Origin of the sequence: Paraburkholderia caribensis (genome assembly GCF_002902945.1) — a bacterium.
Taxonomy (GTDB): Bacteria; Pseudomonadota; Gammaproteobacteria; order Burkholderiales; family Burkholderiaceae; genus Paraburkholderia; species Paraburkholderia caribensis.
On sequence record NZ_CP026101.1, the window covers coordinates 2,786,214 to 2,802,453 of the forward strand.

Sequence of the window (16,240 nt, forward strand, 5' to 3'; positions counted from 1 at the left end):
CGGCACGAACCTGCAGTTTCTTATTGAGTCATGCGCATGAACCAGACCCGCATCATTCTTCCAGGCGGCGCCGGCCTCGTCGGCCAGAACCTCGTCGCGCGACTGAAAGCGCGCGGGTACACGAATCTCGTCGTGCTCGACAAGCACAGAGCCAATCTCGAAGTCCTGCGCTCGGTCCACCCGGACGTAACCGCTATCTTCGCTGACCTTGCCGAGCCCGGCGACTGGGCTGAACATTTCGAAGGCGCCGACGTTGTCGTCATGCTGCAAGCCCAGATCGGCGCGCCGACGCGCGACCCGTTCGTGCGCAACAATATCGATTCGACGCGTCACATTCTCGACGTCATCAAGCGCTGCAACATTCCGTACACGGTGCACATCAGTTCCTCCGTCGTGAACTCGGTGGGCGATGACTGGTACACGGAGACGAAACGCGAGCAGGAGGAAATCGTCGTCGCGTCAGGCATCGAATGCGTCGTGCTGCGGCCGACGCTGATGTTCGGCTGGTTCGATCGCAAACATCTCGGCTGGCTTTCACGCTTCATGCACCGCGTGCCCGTGTTCCCCATTCCCGGCAGCGGCAAATACATGCGCCAACCGCTTTACGTCGGCGACTTCTGCAATGTCATCATCAGTTGCATCGATTCGCGACTCAAAGGCGAGGCCTTCAATATCACGGGACTCGAACGGGTCGACTACATCGATATCATCCGCCAGATCAAGCGGGCCACGCGCGCGCGCTGTGCGATCGTGCGCATCCCATACGGCCTCTTCTACGTATTGCTGAAGGTCTACGCGCTCTTCAGCAAGAATCCGCCCTTTACGGCGGATCAGCTCAAGGCGCTGACGGCCGGCGACGAATTTGAAGTCATCGATTGGGAAGGCATTTTCAAGGTTCGTGCGACGCCCTTCGCGAAAGCGATGGACGAGACCTTCAACGATCCGACGTACAGCCACATCGCACTCGAATTCTGACGGACAACGATTATGAGCGGAGAACGCATTGCAGTACTTGGCGCAGGGCCGATGGGGCTTGGCGCTGCCTATCAACTCGTGAAGGACGGGCGCAAGCCAATCATCTTCGAAGCCGACGACCGCGTCGGCGGCATGGCTGCGTGCTTCGATTTCGGCGGACTGTCGATCGAACGGTATTACCACTTTCACGCGATTTCGGACCACGCGTTCTTCGAAGTGCTGCGCGAGCTCGGCATCGAAGAGAAGATGCAGTGGCGCGAAACCAAGATGGGATACTTTTACCAAGGACGCGTGCAGCCTTGGGGCAACCCGATGGCCTTGCTGAAATTCAAGGGTCTTAGCCTGCAGGCTAAATTCCGCTACGGCTTGCATGCGTTCCTGTCGACCAAACGCAATGACTGGAAGCCACTCGATCACGTCGAGGCAACGGGATGGATTCGCCGCTGGATCGGCGAAGAAGCGTGGGAAGTGCTGTGGCGCCGTCTGTTCGACTACAAGTTCTATGACTACGCGTACAACTTGTCGGCCGCATGGATCTGGAGTCGCATCCGCCGAATCGGGCGTTCGCGCTACAACCTCTTTCACGAGAAGCTAGGCTATCTGGAGGGCGGCTCGGATACGCTGCTCGAAGGCATGCGCCGATACATCGAAGCCAACGGCGGAGAATTCCGTCTTGGAACGCCGGCGCAAAAGGTCGTGATCGACGGCGGCAAGGTCACCGGCATCGAAGCGGGAGGCGAAGTACTGCCCTTCGACAAGGTAATCAGCACGATTCCCCTGCCTTACGTGCCCCGCGTGATGCCTGATCTGCCGGCGAACATTCTCGATGCCTTCCGAAGCGTCAAGAACGTCGCTGTGGTGTGCGTGATCGCCAAGCTCAAGAAGGCTGTGACAGAGAACTTCTGGCTGAACACGAACGATCCGGAGATGGATATTCCCGGGATCGTCGAGTATACGAACCTTCGGCCGCTGGATCATCACGTCGTCTATGTGCCGTTCTACATTCCCGGCGAGCATCCGAAATACGCTGAACCGGATTCGGCGTTCATCGACAAGGTGAGGCGCTATCTGATGAAGATCAATCCGGATCTGAAAGCAGACGACTTCATCGACGTGCGCGCGAGCCGGTATCGCTTCGCTCAACCGATTTGCGAGCCGGGCTATCTCGATCGCCTGCCGCCGATCCAGCTGCCGGTGCAAGGTCTGCTCGTTGCGGATACATCCTATTACTACCCTGAAGACCGCGGCATTTCCGAGAGTATCGGATTGTCTCGCAAGATGGCGAGGATGATATGACGCGGGCCCATTCCGTCGTGAAGCAAACCTTCATTTCGAAGGACTTCCTGATGTTCCTGCTGACGGGCGGCTTCGCGGCCGCCGTCAACTGGGGTAGCCGGATCGTGTACAACATCTGGATGCCCTACTCTGCGGCCATTGTGGTTGCGTATATCACCGGGATGATTACGGCGTTTGTTCTGGCGAAGTTGTTTGTGTTCACCAAGAGTACGCAGTCGACTGCGCGGTCGGTTTTTTTCTTTACATTGGTCAATTTGGTGGCTGTGCTGCAGACGTGGGTGGTAAGTGTCGGGCTTGCGTATTATGTGTTTCCGCGGGTGGGATTAACGTGGCATGTCAGAGACATTGCGCACCTATTTGGGGTCGCAATTCCAGTTTTTACCAGTTACATCGGACATAAAAAATTTAGCTTTAAGCACTAGTCAGATTTTGTGTTGACTCGCCTGGAACGGCGGTCCCTCTTGAAGCAGAGGTGGCGCCCGGAATTCATGCGTGGCGCCGCCCCCGGAATGATCGCTTTCGCAAAGCCGAATAGTCGGCGAGTCGATGAATCGAGCGCCATAGTATTCTCAGAACATCAAGCCCAATCAGAGAAATTAGGAATGGACGAAATCTATTATCGACCATAGTTAATGCCGGTGGAGCACAAATACGCCGCATCCTTGGACACCGCGGCGATCCTGATATCTTCGAGATCGCCGAATGGCGCCGAGTCGAGCACGATTGAGAACCCGCTACTGAGCGCATCTGGTCGTTTAAAGGCGCTGGCAACATCGGGTCTGGCAAGATGCAACGCCTTAAAGAAATGCTTGGCGCCTGACTTCGAGGTAACCACTACCCACGTGTCGAAATCACGCGCGTCAAACGAGTTCGCTGGGAGAGACCATCCTTGAATACTAAGGATGGCTTTCCTGTCTTTATTCGATATGTGCGAGCTATAGGGTCCGCCATTGACGATATCCATGGCGCATTGCGTCGGCGCGGAGGTACCTATATTTAACAGCGCATCGGGAGCTTTCGAAGGCTTGGTGAGTGCAATATCTCTGGCGCTAGGCTGAATCACGATCTCAATTGGAGTCAGCCGGACCTTCATCGTCCGACTCCAGAAGGCAGAGAATCGGGTAACGAGTTTGAACGACTTGACTGTCGCGGTCGCCGGTATACCCGCAGCCAGGTCAAGCAAATCTTGCCCCGTCGTCATATAAGGCGACATAATGAAGCCAGAGCGCCCAATTTCTGGAATGTATCGATGATGGACTACTGTGCCATCGTCAAGCGTTAGATCAATCTCAATCTGAGGAAGCTTGAACAGCGTTTCCGCGACGCGGCCTAACATCGTCCGATTGGCATCAATGCTTATCCATAGCGGCGCATGTCCGTCGATAGCAATTTCGCGATTCCATTCGATAGTTTCAACTCTCGACTTCGCATCAACCAAGCGCGTACCGTTGGCTGCAGAAGCCTTTTCCATCTGCAAATAAGGAGGCTGGTAGCCGACAATTTTATATCGTGCCAAGAGTGTCAGTATGCTGCTCGAATCATCGAAAGCGGCCATGCGATGATCAATCGCATTCAGCGAGAAGAACACATTATCCGGGGCGTCGCGGCCCATCAGATGATCGTTGTTCTTCTTCAGGAGATCCGGTGTATACGCTGAGTAGCTTTGAAATATCGGCCTTCCTGACCAGTCGAGATTGTTCGCAAAAATCGCCGCCATTTCATATGGATATATGTCGACGGTTCCTGAGACCTGCGGAAGCGGCTCGGAGTCGCGGATTGCCTTGACCGCTGCGGCATAGTTGCGCTTGAGGTCTGCGGGACGTTCAAACCGTAGACCTAGGCCGTCAACGGTCTGCGAAACCGCCTTCTGGATAACTTGCAGAGGGAAATAGATGCCAACTTGAACTACGGATCCTACGATCGTAGCGGAGGTGAGGACTGCCATACCCAAAATAACCAAGGCCTTCAACGCATCGGATGTGCACACTACCAGGTAGGCAACGAACAGGAGGGCTCCAGCCGAAATAAATACGTGACCATCATGGCGGACAAAACCGGCCTTGAGCGCAACAAACAGCGTCCACGCCGCACATATGGAGACGCCGACCCCGAAAACGATGTCCGTCTTCCGCGTGCAGTAGAACAGCGAGATGCAGATGATAGCTGACGCGACCGCGAACAGGAGCGGGCCATACGGCGAATCACTCAGCGACATCGCCTCCGTATAGCCGGAGATGATAGGCGATAGCGCACTGAAAAACTGCGAAAGATAGACGATCGATTGACCAGATATTACCCACCAGCAGCAGGTCGAAGCGATCAGGAGAAAGGCGAATCCTACGGCTGCTCGAATATTCTTGCGAGCGAGGACCACAAAAGTCGCTCCCGTTATCGGCAGGACAACCCCGATGAAGCTTGCCTTTATGATTGGTATCATCCCGACGGCTATGGTTCCCAAGGCAAGAACACAAACATTGCTGTGGGTCGGCTTTAGATAGAGATAGGAATATCCCGGCAAGCACGCTCGCCCCATATTAAAAAACAGCAGGAGAGGTGCGACGATAAAAAGCGGGTCTCGGACCGGACTCAGCGCAATAAGAACCGGAATCGCAATAGCGACGAACCGCCTGCGAGGAGGGGCGGCCACAACAAGCATTCCGCAGAACCCAGCACCATATACGGCACTTCCCGCCATCATAAGATGATCGGTTTCTGGGCTATAAAGTTGGGTGTAAATGGACCCAAGCGGGCCAAACGTAAATAACACGTCGCGGCCGAAGACTAACCCATGTGATACCGCGACATTCAGAGCAAATCGCCATGACGGATCCAGCCCTGTTGTGGGCATCTCCGGCAATAGCGGCATCAGGAATAGCCATCCGATAACAAATAACACCGTCGCCAGACTTCTGGCGAACGCTCGCGTACGTTGAGTCTCAGTAACGTCGGCGGCGACTTCTTTCGTCATCTCGTAGCTAAAAGTTGCGCTTGGGGGCGCACAGTATGCCATACCGCGGAGCCCACGCGTCAGTAGAAGCAACGCGCCCTGATTGGCCCTCGGCCCCAGCAGATAGTCACCGCCCTGATCGTGAACGTGTCGGGTGAGCGCATGCCGGCTGGCTGCCCATCGCATCAATCGCGACGATCGCGCCTCGTGCGAACATCGAACTCCTGAGCCAGTTCGGCTAGCGCGCTTCGCCTCGGACAGCGTCAATGCTTCCGAGTTGGAGACGCGCTTGGCCCTCGTACCGTGTCCGAAGGCATCCATTTTCTGATACCCGGATGCACGCACGCATGAGCAGGCGCGAAGGCTTCTCATTCGGAAGCAAGCACTTCAGTGCGCTGACGAGGCGCATGGGCATCGGGGCGTTGTATCGCAGGCCAAACACCAGCCACGAACATGCGGCCCACAGGATCCGGCCGGACCTACTACGTAATCGGAAGATCGATCGCGGCAACCGGATCTGGCGCTCGATAGGAGCTATAGTACGCCCAGCCAGCGTAGCCCGCCCGTATGGGGGTGAAACTGGTTGAGCATGTGTGGAATGCAGTACCCGGAGGAGTTGACGCTGTAGAACCGGAGCATGCACTTCCTCTGCTGCGAGAGGAAGTGAGCCGAAGCGACGGTGACTTGCCGACACTCGCAAGTGACGTAGCCTGTGGAAAACAGGGCTTGCGGCAAAGCGGTTACACCAACATCAGCCCTCCAGGCTGAGCATGGGACGGCTACACGAACCTGTTAAACCGCATCTGAGGGTTGAAGTTTCACCCCTGCCCACATCGCTTCATGGGCAGGACGCGAACCGTCGCCGGTCACACATGTGGTCCAGTGGCACGAATGCTGACTGGATAAGTAGCGTGTCAGGAACCACGGGGAGCGCGCTGCCAGACCGTGATGCGTTCGAGGTCGAGGAGCATTGGCTCGCCGCTCAGCAAGGTGCGGCCGCACAAATCCCTCGGCTATGGGATTCGTGGAACAGGGGCAAGGTCAGTCCGTGCCACCCACCCGTCACATACATCCTTGTGACTACGTCTCCCGGGCAGCCATCTTGTAGCCCTCCCTCTTCGGTATAATACAAATGTTCGCGTGAAACGTGTGTATGTCTTATCGGTAACACTCGATACGCCCTTGTGACACCGGATTCGCCTGACCAGACAACCGTCAGAAAACTGCAATTCAGGACGAAGTTATCTACGCCGCACGAAAGTTCCATTAGGACGGCCCTTTTTACGCTAACCCGCAGAGCGCCAGCGATACATATCTTTTAAGCTTCTCACGAGTCGTAACTCACATGCAATTCCGACCCACCTCAAACACATAGACGTTCAATTTGTATTGTGGTTTACACGAGCAGCGATCTAGACACAGGGAGCTGCGTAGCTCCATACGAAAGCTGACATAACCAGTGGTAGTCCATTCACGATGTCGCCCATCATCTAACGTTTTCTGAAGAGCATTATGCAAAGTCATAGCGCCACGCCGACCGGCCTTGTCATCTCGTTGATTAGGAACCGTCGTTTGCTAATCGACCTTGCCAAGCGGGACGCAATCGGACGATACAAGGGATCAGTCCTCGGCATTTTTTGGTCGTTGTTAACGCCATTGTTGATGTTGAGCGTTTACACATTTGTGTTTAGCGCGGTTTTCAAATCGCGTTGGCAAAACAGCGGCGTCGAGGCATCGAAAGCCGAGTTCGCTGTAGTGCTGTTTGCCGGTATGATCGTGTTCAATCTCTTCTCAGAGTGCGTCAGCCGCGCGCCATCGCTCATTCTTTCGAACGCGAATTTCGTCAAGAAGATTATCTTCCCGCTGGAGATACTGCCCTGCGTCACGCTGCTGTCCGCTCTGTTTCACAGTAGCGTGAGCCTCGTCATCCTGCTCGTTGCCGAGTGGATAGTACGCGGCTCCGTTCCGTGGACCGCCATATTGATTCCGTTTATAGTCGCACCGTTGTGCCTGTTTATACTCGGCGCCTGCTGGTTTCTAGCAGCCACTGGTGTATTTCTTCGCGACATCGGACAAACGATTGGCATCCTCATCACCGCCTTAATGTTTCTTAGCCCCGTTTTCTTCTCCATCACGTCGCTGCCTCCGCGATTCCAGCAATTGGTTTATCTGAATCCGATGACCTTTCCGATCGAACAGGGTCGAAACCTTTTGATTTGGGGCCAAATGTTTGACTGGCGGCACTGGGCCATTTATACCGTTTCGTGTGCTCTCTTTGCGTGTATAGGGTTCGCCTGGTTCCAGAAGACTCGCAGAGGGTTTGCCGACGTCGTCTGACCTCGTGTCGGGTTCTATAACTTGCGTCCCGTTCGTCTCTTGCAGTGCCTGTTTGGCAGTGTATTGGGCACAGAAAGAAGGACGATACTAATTGACGGGCCCCGCCCGCGAGTGCCAAGAACGATCGATTGCCAGCGCGTCTATAGGATGCCATTTAGGCGTCCATCCGCGCTCTATACTTCCGCCTCGTGAGTAAATACCATGCGCCACATAATCCTTCATCATCATATATTCAAAAACGCGGGCTCGACGCTTGATTCATCCCTGGCGGCACAGTTCGGCGCCGGATTCTCGCACTTGGAGGATGAAGGAAATCCTGTTCACGCAAGCGCCTTAGTCAGATTCCTTGATAGCCACCCCGGCATTCAAGCAGTCAGCAGCCATAATTTTCATGGCCTGTCATTTGAACCCTTTCTTGGGAATCGTGGGTACCGCGCATTTAATTTTGCAATGATCCGTGCTCCATTTCCGCGTCTGATTTCCATGTATAAATATTTCCGTGGATCGGAGCCGTCTAGCGACCTCGCGCTCCTGGCCCGGAAGCTTGATCTTCGGTCGTTTGTCAAGCAGCTTATTGAACAATACCCGCATATGGTCGACAGTCCGCAGGTTAACATCATCGCGAACGACGGATTTTACGGGCACGCCGTGAGCGACAGTGACTTGGAAAAGGCGTGTGCACGATACGCGGCATTCTCCCTTTGCGCTCCTGTGGAACGATACGACGAGGCGATGGTTGTGCTCGAATACTTCAATTCACCCGTATATCTTCCGTCAGGACTCGACATGACATACGTCCGCCAGAATGTCAGCGATTCCCTTCCGGGAGAGAACGATCTGGAGGTGTTGCTTGGGGAGCATGTCTACAAGTGGCTAGGAAGGCTTCACGCCCGCGATGAGCATCTATGGCGCTTCGCTAATGCAGAACTGGAGCGCCGAATTAGCCTTGTGCCCGATTTCAATCGAAGACTTGCCGGATTTCTGGAACGATGTAAGAAGTTGCAGAACGGCGATTGCCGCTCGCATGAACGCCATTCACAGTAATTCTACTTTTGACGAAGCGTGAATCTCCATGAACGGGGACGTTCCGCAATCCCCTGTGTGGGGACCATGTAGAACACGGAGAGAGGACCACTCCTCTAAGCCTGGAGCCACTCTCTTCCAATCACGGACGGTCGTTATCCCGAAAATCGACGCGCGCATATGGACTGGGCGCGCTCGGCTTGCGGCACAACAGATTGCGCACAGTGCTTACCCGAAAGCGCCGAGTAGGCAAATATGATGGATCACGGGTAGCCTACACCGCATACCGATACAAGAAGCCGACCTGGGCGACGTCAACCGGTCCAATCAGGCACCGGCCATTTGCATTCGCAGCATGCCCCAATAACGATTGCAGCCCTCATAGAGCGTCGTTCTGGGCTGCCAACCCAGCGCTTCTCGGGCTCTACTTACATCCAATACAATGCGGGTCACGTCAAACCCACGGGGCACCGAATAGCCCACACGGGGTTCGATGCCGGTCACCTCCGACAGAATCGCCAATACCTCATTGAGCGAGTGTCCGACACCGCTGCCAATGTTATAAACAGCCGAGCCCTGCGCCTCGAGAGCGCAAACCATGGCATCGATCAGATCATCAATGTAGATGTAATCTCGGACAGTCGAACCATCGCCCCAGATTTCAATGCTCTTGCCAGCCACCATCTTACGAAGGAATATTGGAATCACGCCTTGCAAATCATTTGTCCTCCGCGCCATACCACCGTACGGATTCGAAACGCGCAGAACGGTAGCGGTCAAACCCTCCAAGACCGAATACATGTTCAGGTACTTCTCGACCGCAACCTTAACTATCCCGTACGAACATAACGGATCGAGCGGGTGATCTTCAGAGACCGGCAAGCGACTGGGATCACCGTATACCGTCCCTCCTGAGGACAGGTATACGATGCGCTTCACCTGATGCTTCTTCATCTTTTGAACGAGACGAATCGTACCGACGAGATTGCTCTGGACGTCTCCCACTGGATCGATGTTAGATGTACCGGGCACCGTCGTGCTGATTAGATGATATACAACATCTGCACCGGCCAATGCAGCATCCAGTCCACTGCCGTCAACGAAGTTGCCAGTCACCGGCACGACCGCTCCCGCTCGATACTGTGCAACCGGCTCTCGCTCATACACGCGCACTTGCGCTCCCCGGTCGAGAAGCCCATTTACAAGGTGGGTGCCAATAAACCCCCCACCACCCAACACTGCAATGGTGGTACCAGAAAGCGATGCCTTTTCTACTAACATAGTGTCCAATAGACTACCGTGTGAGGCCCGGCACAAAGGTTACGGCAGAAGAAAAGCCTTGGGCTTGCACAACCAGCGGTAGCAATCGCTCGATTGCGTGCAATATCGACCCATCGTACGGCAATGGTTCCTCAGGGTAATCGGTCCAATCGAGCCCGAGCCCGAACATCAGTTTAAGCGCCCGTGGTCGCGCCCAAAACATTGTGCCCACAGGGAAGCTGAAGTCGCCGTCGGGGAGCTGCTCTAGCCCCATGCGCTGCGCAAGCGGTGCCGCAAAGGGTTTGTTCTCCGACCATCCTTGAAGATGAGGGTCGTCAGCATAAACGATCCCGAGATCGGCTTCCGTTCTAAAGCGGCTCAGTATAGCGTCTGCAGACGCATGGACTCCCCCAATGAGATTTTCGAGCAAGAATCGAACCCAGTTTTCCACAAACTCGGGATTCCGTAGATCTACGCTCTTCTTCGTGTGAACGTGACCGACAACATCATATTGCTCGAAGCGTGACGCAAATTGTGTGAAGAACGGTCCAATATCGCGCCCACGATTTTGCACTACTTCGATCTCGATTCGTCCTTTGTTGATGGCCGTCACGGTTGCACGCACTGCGTCGGCGTCACTCTCCGACCGAACGCTTACGAAGATGTCGCACTCAAGCTTATTCTTGCCAAGCCGCGCGAGAATGTCGTGCACTAGCTCAGGGTAGAAAGCATGGATATGCAAGGCACACTTCGGCGCCGGACCCGCGCCGACTATCGGCGCCCCCACGTTTATCAACCTTTGCATCCACGCACCCGTCGGTCGACCCGCTCGGATGAAGTGTGCAAACGGATTCTCAACGCCGATATCGTGCTGCTGAGCGTACAGCGAAAGATTAAAACCCGGTGCCGGCTTACGCGTCGCCATGCCGCTGCGCCAAGACCTGACGAATTGACGGATTGATTCGTCACGGGTTTGCGGTGCCCACTCTGGAGCAGCAAAATAGTCTTGCGCGAAATCATCGGTCCCTGCTAGGAAATCGCAGTCTTTTTGTTCCTGCCGCGTGGCATCCGACAACTCTTCACCGAACTCGATCAATCTCGCCACGTATGCCCCTCTATCGAAGCGTTGCTCGGCAAAGCGACGGGCCATATTCGACAACGCGACCAGTTGGTCGGGAGAATGATACAGATCGAGAATTCTGCGAGCCGCCGCCCCGACGTCAAGGAACGGCACGACACACTGCGCGGTCGTTTCGTCGCTCTGCAGCAACTCAGCTATACCCGTGGCCCGATCAAAGCACAGCGTGGGTTTGCCGTGCAGCATCGAATCGATTGCGACGTTCGGCAACGGATCAAGCCGCGATGACAACAGGAATAGGTCCGATAGCGCATACACAGGCTCCATATCTTCAAGCTCGCCCACCATCGCGAAGCGATTGCCTAATTCTGCCCGTTCGATCTGCTCGTAAATGTAGGTCGAATATTGCAGGTCCGTCTCCGGCTTGTAACCGTGCCCGACCCATGCCATCACGATATCCGCCGCGGGGTCTAGACGCTTTAGCTCTGCCGCGGTCGCGATAAATAAGTCAACGCCCTTGCGGTAGTGCACGGTCCCGGCTCCCAAGACAAGAAACGGACGTCGCTCCCGCTCGTCCAAGCCGACGGCGCGCATGAATTTCAGATGGGACTCGCTGACATCACTGTTGCCGCCAGCAACCACCGGAATAGCCGACTTCCCTTGTGGCACAACCTCGCTCAGTGCAATGGCTGCCTTCGTTTCGCTGGTTATTGCGTTATCCCGCACAAGCTTCGCGGGAAATACAACCCGGCCGGCCCACCGCAGCGCCGATCCGAACGCGTCGTTCGGCCGCGTGTAAGCGGAGAACTCATGAACCATCAAAACCGATGGCACGAAGTTCTCGGCAAGCGCCTGCAGGACAGATCGCGATTCGATGCTATTGACTAGCGCGAAATCGATATGGTAGCGCTCGCAGATTTGTGGAACGAGTACACCCATCGCAATCGGATTTCGCGCGTCTAATTGGTATGGTCCGATCAGCACGTCGCACGCGTCGCCGTTAAAAAAACTAGCGATGCCACCCGGGCCTAATAGAACCGCAACCACGTTGAATCTTCGGAGCCGAAGCTCCTTGCAAATATTCCAGGCGAGAATCGGAGCACCCGTGCGCGATGCATCATGGCTAACTACCAGCACAGTCGGCCTATCTTGCATCAGCGAGCCTGTATATTCCTTAACAATCAATTTCGGCGGTACAGCCGAACGCCCTTCGCGTCGACCGCTCGACTGATAGTGCTCATAGGGATCCACTCCCGCGGCTGCGACGTCGGGATTACACTTCAAGTAATAAGCGGCATCAAACTCCAAAGGTCTACCAGCATTGCCAAGTCTGCGAGCGACCCGGGCCATCCGTTGTATTGCCGAATCGCGCGTATCGCTTGTGGGCGACGAGCTCAGCGCGGGTCCGTCCATCGCTCCGTGCAAGCTTTCTGAAGCGACACTCTTCAACCGCACGCGGGCAGCGAGCGAAGACGATAGGACCTTTCCCATGCGCAACGGCGACGTGACGCGCCAAGAGGTCGATCGAAGCATCGCGGCCCTCACCGCGTTTGCCTCAGCAAGTGCCTTGTTTGAGGCCTCGTTCTGGGCCCGCTCCTGCGCAAGCTCCAAACGAAGAGAATCCAGTTCAACCTCCCTGGCTTTCAGTTCAACCTCCCTGGCCTCTTGCTGCTGATTCATGTAGTGAATATGCCCGTGCAGTGCGTTGAGTTGTTCGCTCTGCTCGTGAATCGTTTTACTGAGTTGTGCGATTCGTCCTTCTTCACTTCGACTTGTGAAGACTCCCGTTGGATAATTCGGCAGCAACTCGATATCGGATGCCACTGCCACGAAGTAGAGCGGCTCGATCGCTCCCGCCGCGACCTCTGTGTTCGAACCATCTAGCAGATAGTTGCGGATATTTCCGGTGTCCGCGGCGCTTGCCGAAAGCGGGAAAATGGTGGAACCACGGTACACACGCTGTCCATACAACCTACAATGTTTGAACGAGCGCAGCAGTAGAGACTCGAACTCATCCTTATACAGCTCTTTGACGTGGTACGGATTGCTGTACCCGGGGACATCCGAATACTCGTGCTTGTCAGGGGAGGAGATAACCAGCATTCCATTCGGCCGAAGCACGCGCTTGATCTCCGCCATCATTTCTTCATGCTGGTAATGGTGCTCGATCGTCTCGAAGCTTACGACAGCGTCAACCGAACCATCGCCTAACGGAATGGCGGCACAGTTGCCATGCAAGTAGGCGAGGTTTGGCCGGTCGCCAGAGTACTTCCTCCGAGCGAAGGCAACTGCATCAGCCGAAATATCGACACCCGTCACGGTTTTCGCAACACGGGCCATCAAAGCCGATCCGTAACCTTCGCCGGAAGCGATGTCTAAGACGTCGAGTCCCGCCACCAACTCTGACACAGCGTGATAACGGTGGTAGTGTTCAAACTCGATCTCGCCGACCATGTCTTCGGGCAAGAACCGCTCGCCTGTGGCTGGAAGCTGATTTTGCATCTGAAAATGTATTGAATTTAAGTAACCAGGCTTGCCCGCGTACCGCAAGTACGCACTGGTGGCTTGATGCCACGCGACTGAAAGCGGCTGTCTGACTGGGTCCGCGAAGGCATGCCGCGTCGGAGCTTGACCGGTAAAATTTTCATTCGCGCGCCGCGCACGGCCCAGCGTTCCTTTTTTGGAGTGAACCTAGCCCAACCGCCCTCGGGCGAAAATAAAGAATGGTACCAGTTTCGGACGCACGTGGGACTTACGAGTCTCATATATGAAGGCCTGCAGTCAGACCGCCTGCCTCGAGCACCATTCCGACCAGCCGATCATCGCGGCACGCCTATTGGCGACGCACACGAATCCCGGAATCGCGATCGCTATCTGCGGTACGCGTGGCACCGTATAAACGCTTAACTAACTACAGACAAATACGGAAATGTTTTACCGAACGGTCATCTGACGATGCAATTTCTTTCCTGCGCCTTGAAGAAAATATTGAAGGCAGCCCCGCAAAGTGCCTCGAAGAGCGATGCGCACGTCACCCGGCGCGCGGTCGCGGGGCCGGAATCGAACTTCGAACGGAATATGCGGGCTCCGAGTGGCTTGGCCGCAGCGGACTATCGCGTGCAAATATCGCGACTCATGTCGCTTACCGGCGCGCACTGTGGGGGAGGACCCAATCCGCCTACCACATGATCGGTCGGGGAAACGCGTGAGAACCCGCGTGGCCCTGTGCGATAATGTTACCGTGCTCTGTGTGCCCAAGAAAAGCAACGACGGGAAAGTGCAGATAGGCAATAGCGCATCTGCGCTGCTCACCCATTTTGTTCCGACCCCGTCGTGCCTTTTCATCCTCGGGGACCGATGGGTGGCTGGCCGCACTGGGGCCTTCATCCGGAGCACTAGCTTGGCCATCGGAATTTCAATTACAGCCCTCATGCTTCCTTCATCCATTTTCTTGCCTGCACCCCCGTCGCCCATTCGCTTTCAGCGGCTCACTTATTGGAACCCAATACTTGCCCATGTCAACGCGCTCATGTGGGCAAAACTCTCTAGCTGGCAAGGCTGGGGCATCCAGCAGAGCGTTCGCTATCTGATTACATGGCGTGGATTCGTGCGACTCCAGAAAACACAGAAGAGGCTTGCCTATGTCGTCTGAAGTTGTCGTCCGCGTATCCAGCGTCAAAAAAGGCTTTCGCTCCTATGAGCGTCCGCAGGACCGTCTGAAGCAAGGGCTACTATCACTAGCCTCACGTGTCGTTCCTATCTCCTTTGCGAAAGCCGAACTGAGGCGGCGTGCAAGTGCCTGCGCTCGCACGTTCTGGGCGTTACAGGATGTTAGCTTCGAGGTCCATCGCGGCGAAACTATCGGCATTATTGGGCGCAATGGATCTGGTAAAAGCACCCTCCTTCAAATTGTGTGTGGCACGCTGGCGCCGACCCAAGGAGAAGTTGCGACACGCGGGCGAGTTGCCGCGCTGCTTGAACTAGGGTCCGGATTCAATCCCGAATTCACGGGTCGAGAAAACGTTTTCCTAAATGGTCAGTTGCACGGACTTACTCGTGACCAAATCGCACAACGGTTCGACGAGATCGTCGCATTTGCCGATATCGGTGACTTCATCGATCAGCCGGTCAAAACTTATTCTAGCGGCATGTTCGTGCGCCTCGCGTTTGCCGTCATTGCTCACGTGGACGCAGATGTGCTCATCATTGACGAAGCGCTTGCCGTTGGCGATGCCTTTTTCACGCAAAAGTGCATGCGTTTCCTGCGTAAGTTCAAGGAACAAGGGACGGTGCTGTTTGTTAGCCACGACACAAGCTCTGTGCGTAGCCTGTGCACACGCGCAATATGGCTTGAGAAGGGCGTTATCCTTGAAAGCGGCGATCCAAAAGAAGTCTGCAATCGCTATCTCGAAGCGTTCTATGAAGCGCAACAAGGCAAGAGCACTACTACGAGGCTACGTGCACGCGAGAACGCACAAGCTTCTCCGCCGCTGAAGGATCAGCGGCTTGCTTTCATCAATCAAAGCAATCTGAGAAACGACATCGAGCTTTTCAAGTTTGACCCCGATGCCCCGTCGTTCGGTAAGGGCAGTGCCCATATCATGGGCGTCGAATTTCTCGACGAAACGGGACACCGACTCACGTGGATTGTGGGAGGCGAAACAGTAACACTCCGCGTTACAGTTCATACCGAGCGCGCAATCTCCTCTCCGATCGTTGGCTTCTTCATTAAGGACAAGCTTGGCCAGACACTGTTCGGTGACAATACGTACCTTACGTACCGAGAAGTACCTGTCGAATGCCAGTCGGATTCTCTACTAGTCGCCGACTTCACGTTTACGATGCCGATTCTCATAGCCGGCACGTACTCGGTCAACGCGGCTGTAGCGGAAGGCACCCAAGAGAATCACGTGCAGCTTCACTGGATCCACGATGCGTTGATATTCCGCTCGGAGTCTTCCAGTGTGTCCACGGGCCTGATGGGGATCCCCATGCGAGATATCAGTCTCGGCGCGCACAGTGGATCAACGCAACAGATCCTCTACTAGTCAACCTCACCGAACTGGAACCGCCCGACACAACAATGGGACAATTTACATTTGGGATGCGAGTTCTGACTCTTGAAGACGACGTGGTCGACGTGGCGGTCGCTCATATATCGCGGTCGTCGCAGCAAGTCTTACATTGCCAACGACGTCTATAAGTCGGACAGCAACGGCGAGCTACTGTACTGGCTTAAACGACGGCCCCTTATGGCGCCTTCGGCGGCGTACTTGCCAGACAGCAGCGCCGCAAGTCGATGTAAGGAGTTCCGCCGTCTTCCC

Annotated in this window: 9 protein-coding genes; 6 read left to right on the forward strand and 3 right to left on the reverse strand. The window is 55.3% G+C overall.

Annotated elements, in window-relative coordinates; all coding sequences use genetic code 11:
* Positions 1–36: 36 nt before the first annotated feature.
* Genes C2L66_RS12385 through C2L66_RS12395 form a run of 3 tightly spaced genes read left to right on the forward strand, consistent with a single transcriptional unit; the run spans position 37 to position 2,693 of the window.
* Positions 37–975, forward strand: a complete 939-nt coding sequence (locus C2L66_RS12385; protein WP_060602512.1) for an NAD-dependent epimerase/dehydratase family protein — start codon at positions 37–39, stop codon at positions 973–975.
* Between the two features lie 12 nt (positions 976–987).
* Entirely contained in the window at positions 988–2,271 is a 1,284-nt protein-coding gene (locus tag C2L66_RS12390) for an NAD(P)/FAD-dependent oxidoreductase (protein WP_060599841.1), read from the forward strand.
* Entirely contained in the window at positions 2,268–2,693 is a 426-nt protein-coding gene (locus C2L66_RS12395) for a GtrA family protein (RefSeq protein ID WP_060599839.1), read from the forward strand. The genes C2L66_RS12390 and C2L66_RS12395 overlap by 4 nt, the downstream gene beginning before the upstream one ends.
* 194 nt (positions 2,694–2,887) lie before the next feature.
* On the opposite strand, the gene C2L66_RS12400 is transcribed toward C2L66_RS12395, so the two are convergent.
* Positions 2,888–5,239: a hypothetical protein gene (locus C2L66_RS12400; protein WP_148654556.1), complete on the reverse strand. Its 2,352-nt coding sequence runs from the start codon at positions 5,237–5,239 to the stop codon at positions 2,888–2,890.
* Between the two features lie 1,491 nt (positions 5,240–6,730).
* Here C2L66_RS12400 and C2L66_RS12405 point away from each other — a divergent pair.
* Together C2L66_RS12405 and C2L66_RS12410 are read left to right on the forward strand one after the other, a co-directional pair.
* A complete protein-coding gene (locus tag C2L66_RS12405; protein WP_060599835.1) occupies positions 6,731–7,555 on the forward strand; it encodes an ABC transporter permease in 825 nt (274 codons plus the stop codon).
* Between the two features lie 201 nt (positions 7,556–7,756).
* The gene (locus C2L66_RS12410) at positions 7,757–8,599 is read left to right on the forward strand and encodes a sulfotransferase family protein (RefSeq protein WP_148654555.1); all 843 of its coding nucleotides are present in this window, start codon (positions 7,757–7,759) and stop codon (positions 8,597–8,599) included.
* A gap of 306 nt (positions 8,600–8,905) precedes the next feature.
* On the opposite strand, the gene C2L66_RS12415 is transcribed toward C2L66_RS12410, so the two are convergent.
* Both C2L66_RS12415 and C2L66_RS12420 read right to left on the reverse strand, forming a co-directional pair.
* Positions 8,906–9,859 carry an NAD-dependent epimerase/dehydratase family protein gene (locus C2L66_RS12415; RefSeq protein WP_060599831.1) on the reverse strand — a complete coding sequence of 318 codons (954 nt, stop codon included), beginning with the start codon at positions 9,857–9,859 and terminating at the stop codon, positions 8,906–8,908.
* 13 nt (positions 9,860–9,872) lie between these two features.
* Positions 9,873–13,418 carry a rhamnan synthesis F family protein gene (locus C2L66_RS12420; RefSeq protein ID WP_060599829.1) on the reverse strand — a complete coding sequence of 1,182 codons (3,546 nt, stop codon included), beginning with the start codon at positions 13,416–13,418 and terminating at the stop codon, positions 9,873–9,875.
* A gap of 1,139 nt (positions 13,419–14,557) precedes the next feature.
* Here C2L66_RS12420 and C2L66_RS12425 point away from each other — a divergent pair.
* Positions 14,558–15,964 (forward strand): ABC transporter ATP-binding protein, encoded by a 1,407-nt coding sequence (locus C2L66_RS12425; RefSeq protein WP_060599827.1) that lies wholly within the window; start codon positions 14,558–14,560, stop codon positions 15,962–15,964.
* Positions 15,965–16,240 lie beyond the last annotated feature (276 nt).

Bases quoted from the DNA above. Each gene is read 5' to 3' on its own strand.
- C2L66_RS12395 (WP_060599839.1), top strand. From the start codon at position 2,268: ATGACGCGGGCCCATTCCGTCGTGAAGCAAACCTTCATTTCGAAGGAC.
- C2L66_RS12410 (WP_148654555.1), top strand. From the start codon at position 7,757: ATGCGCCACATAATCCTTCATCATCATATATTCAAAAACGCGGGCTCG.
- C2L66_RS12415 (WP_060599831.1), bottom strand. From the start codon at position 9,859: ATGTTAGTAGAAAAGGCATCGCTTTCTGGTACCACCATTGCAGTGTTG.
- C2L66_RS12420 (WP_060599829.1), bottom strand. From the start codon at position 13,418: ATGCAAAATCAGCTTCCAGCCACAGGCGAGCGGTTCTTGCCCGAAGAC.
- C2L66_RS12390 (WP_060599841.1), top strand. From the start codon at position 988: ATGAGCGGAGAACGCATTGCAGTACTTGGCGCAGGGCCGATGGGGCTT.
- C2L66_RS12385 (WP_060602512.1), top strand. From the start codon at position 37: ATGAACCAGACCCGCATCATTCTTCCAGGCGGCGCCGGCCTCGTCGGC.
- C2L66_RS12400 (WP_148654556.1), bottom strand. From the start codon at position 5,239: ATGACGAAAGAAGTCGCCGCCGACGTTACTGAGACTCAACGTACGCGA.
- C2L66_RS12405 (WP_060599835.1), top strand. From the start codon at position 6,731: ATGCAAAGTCATAGCGCCACGCCGACCGGCCTTGTCATCTCGTTGATT.
- C2L66_RS12425 (WP_060599827.1), top strand. From the start codon at position 14,558: ATGTCGTCTGAAGTTGTCGTCCGCGTATCCAGCGTCAAAAAAGGCTTT.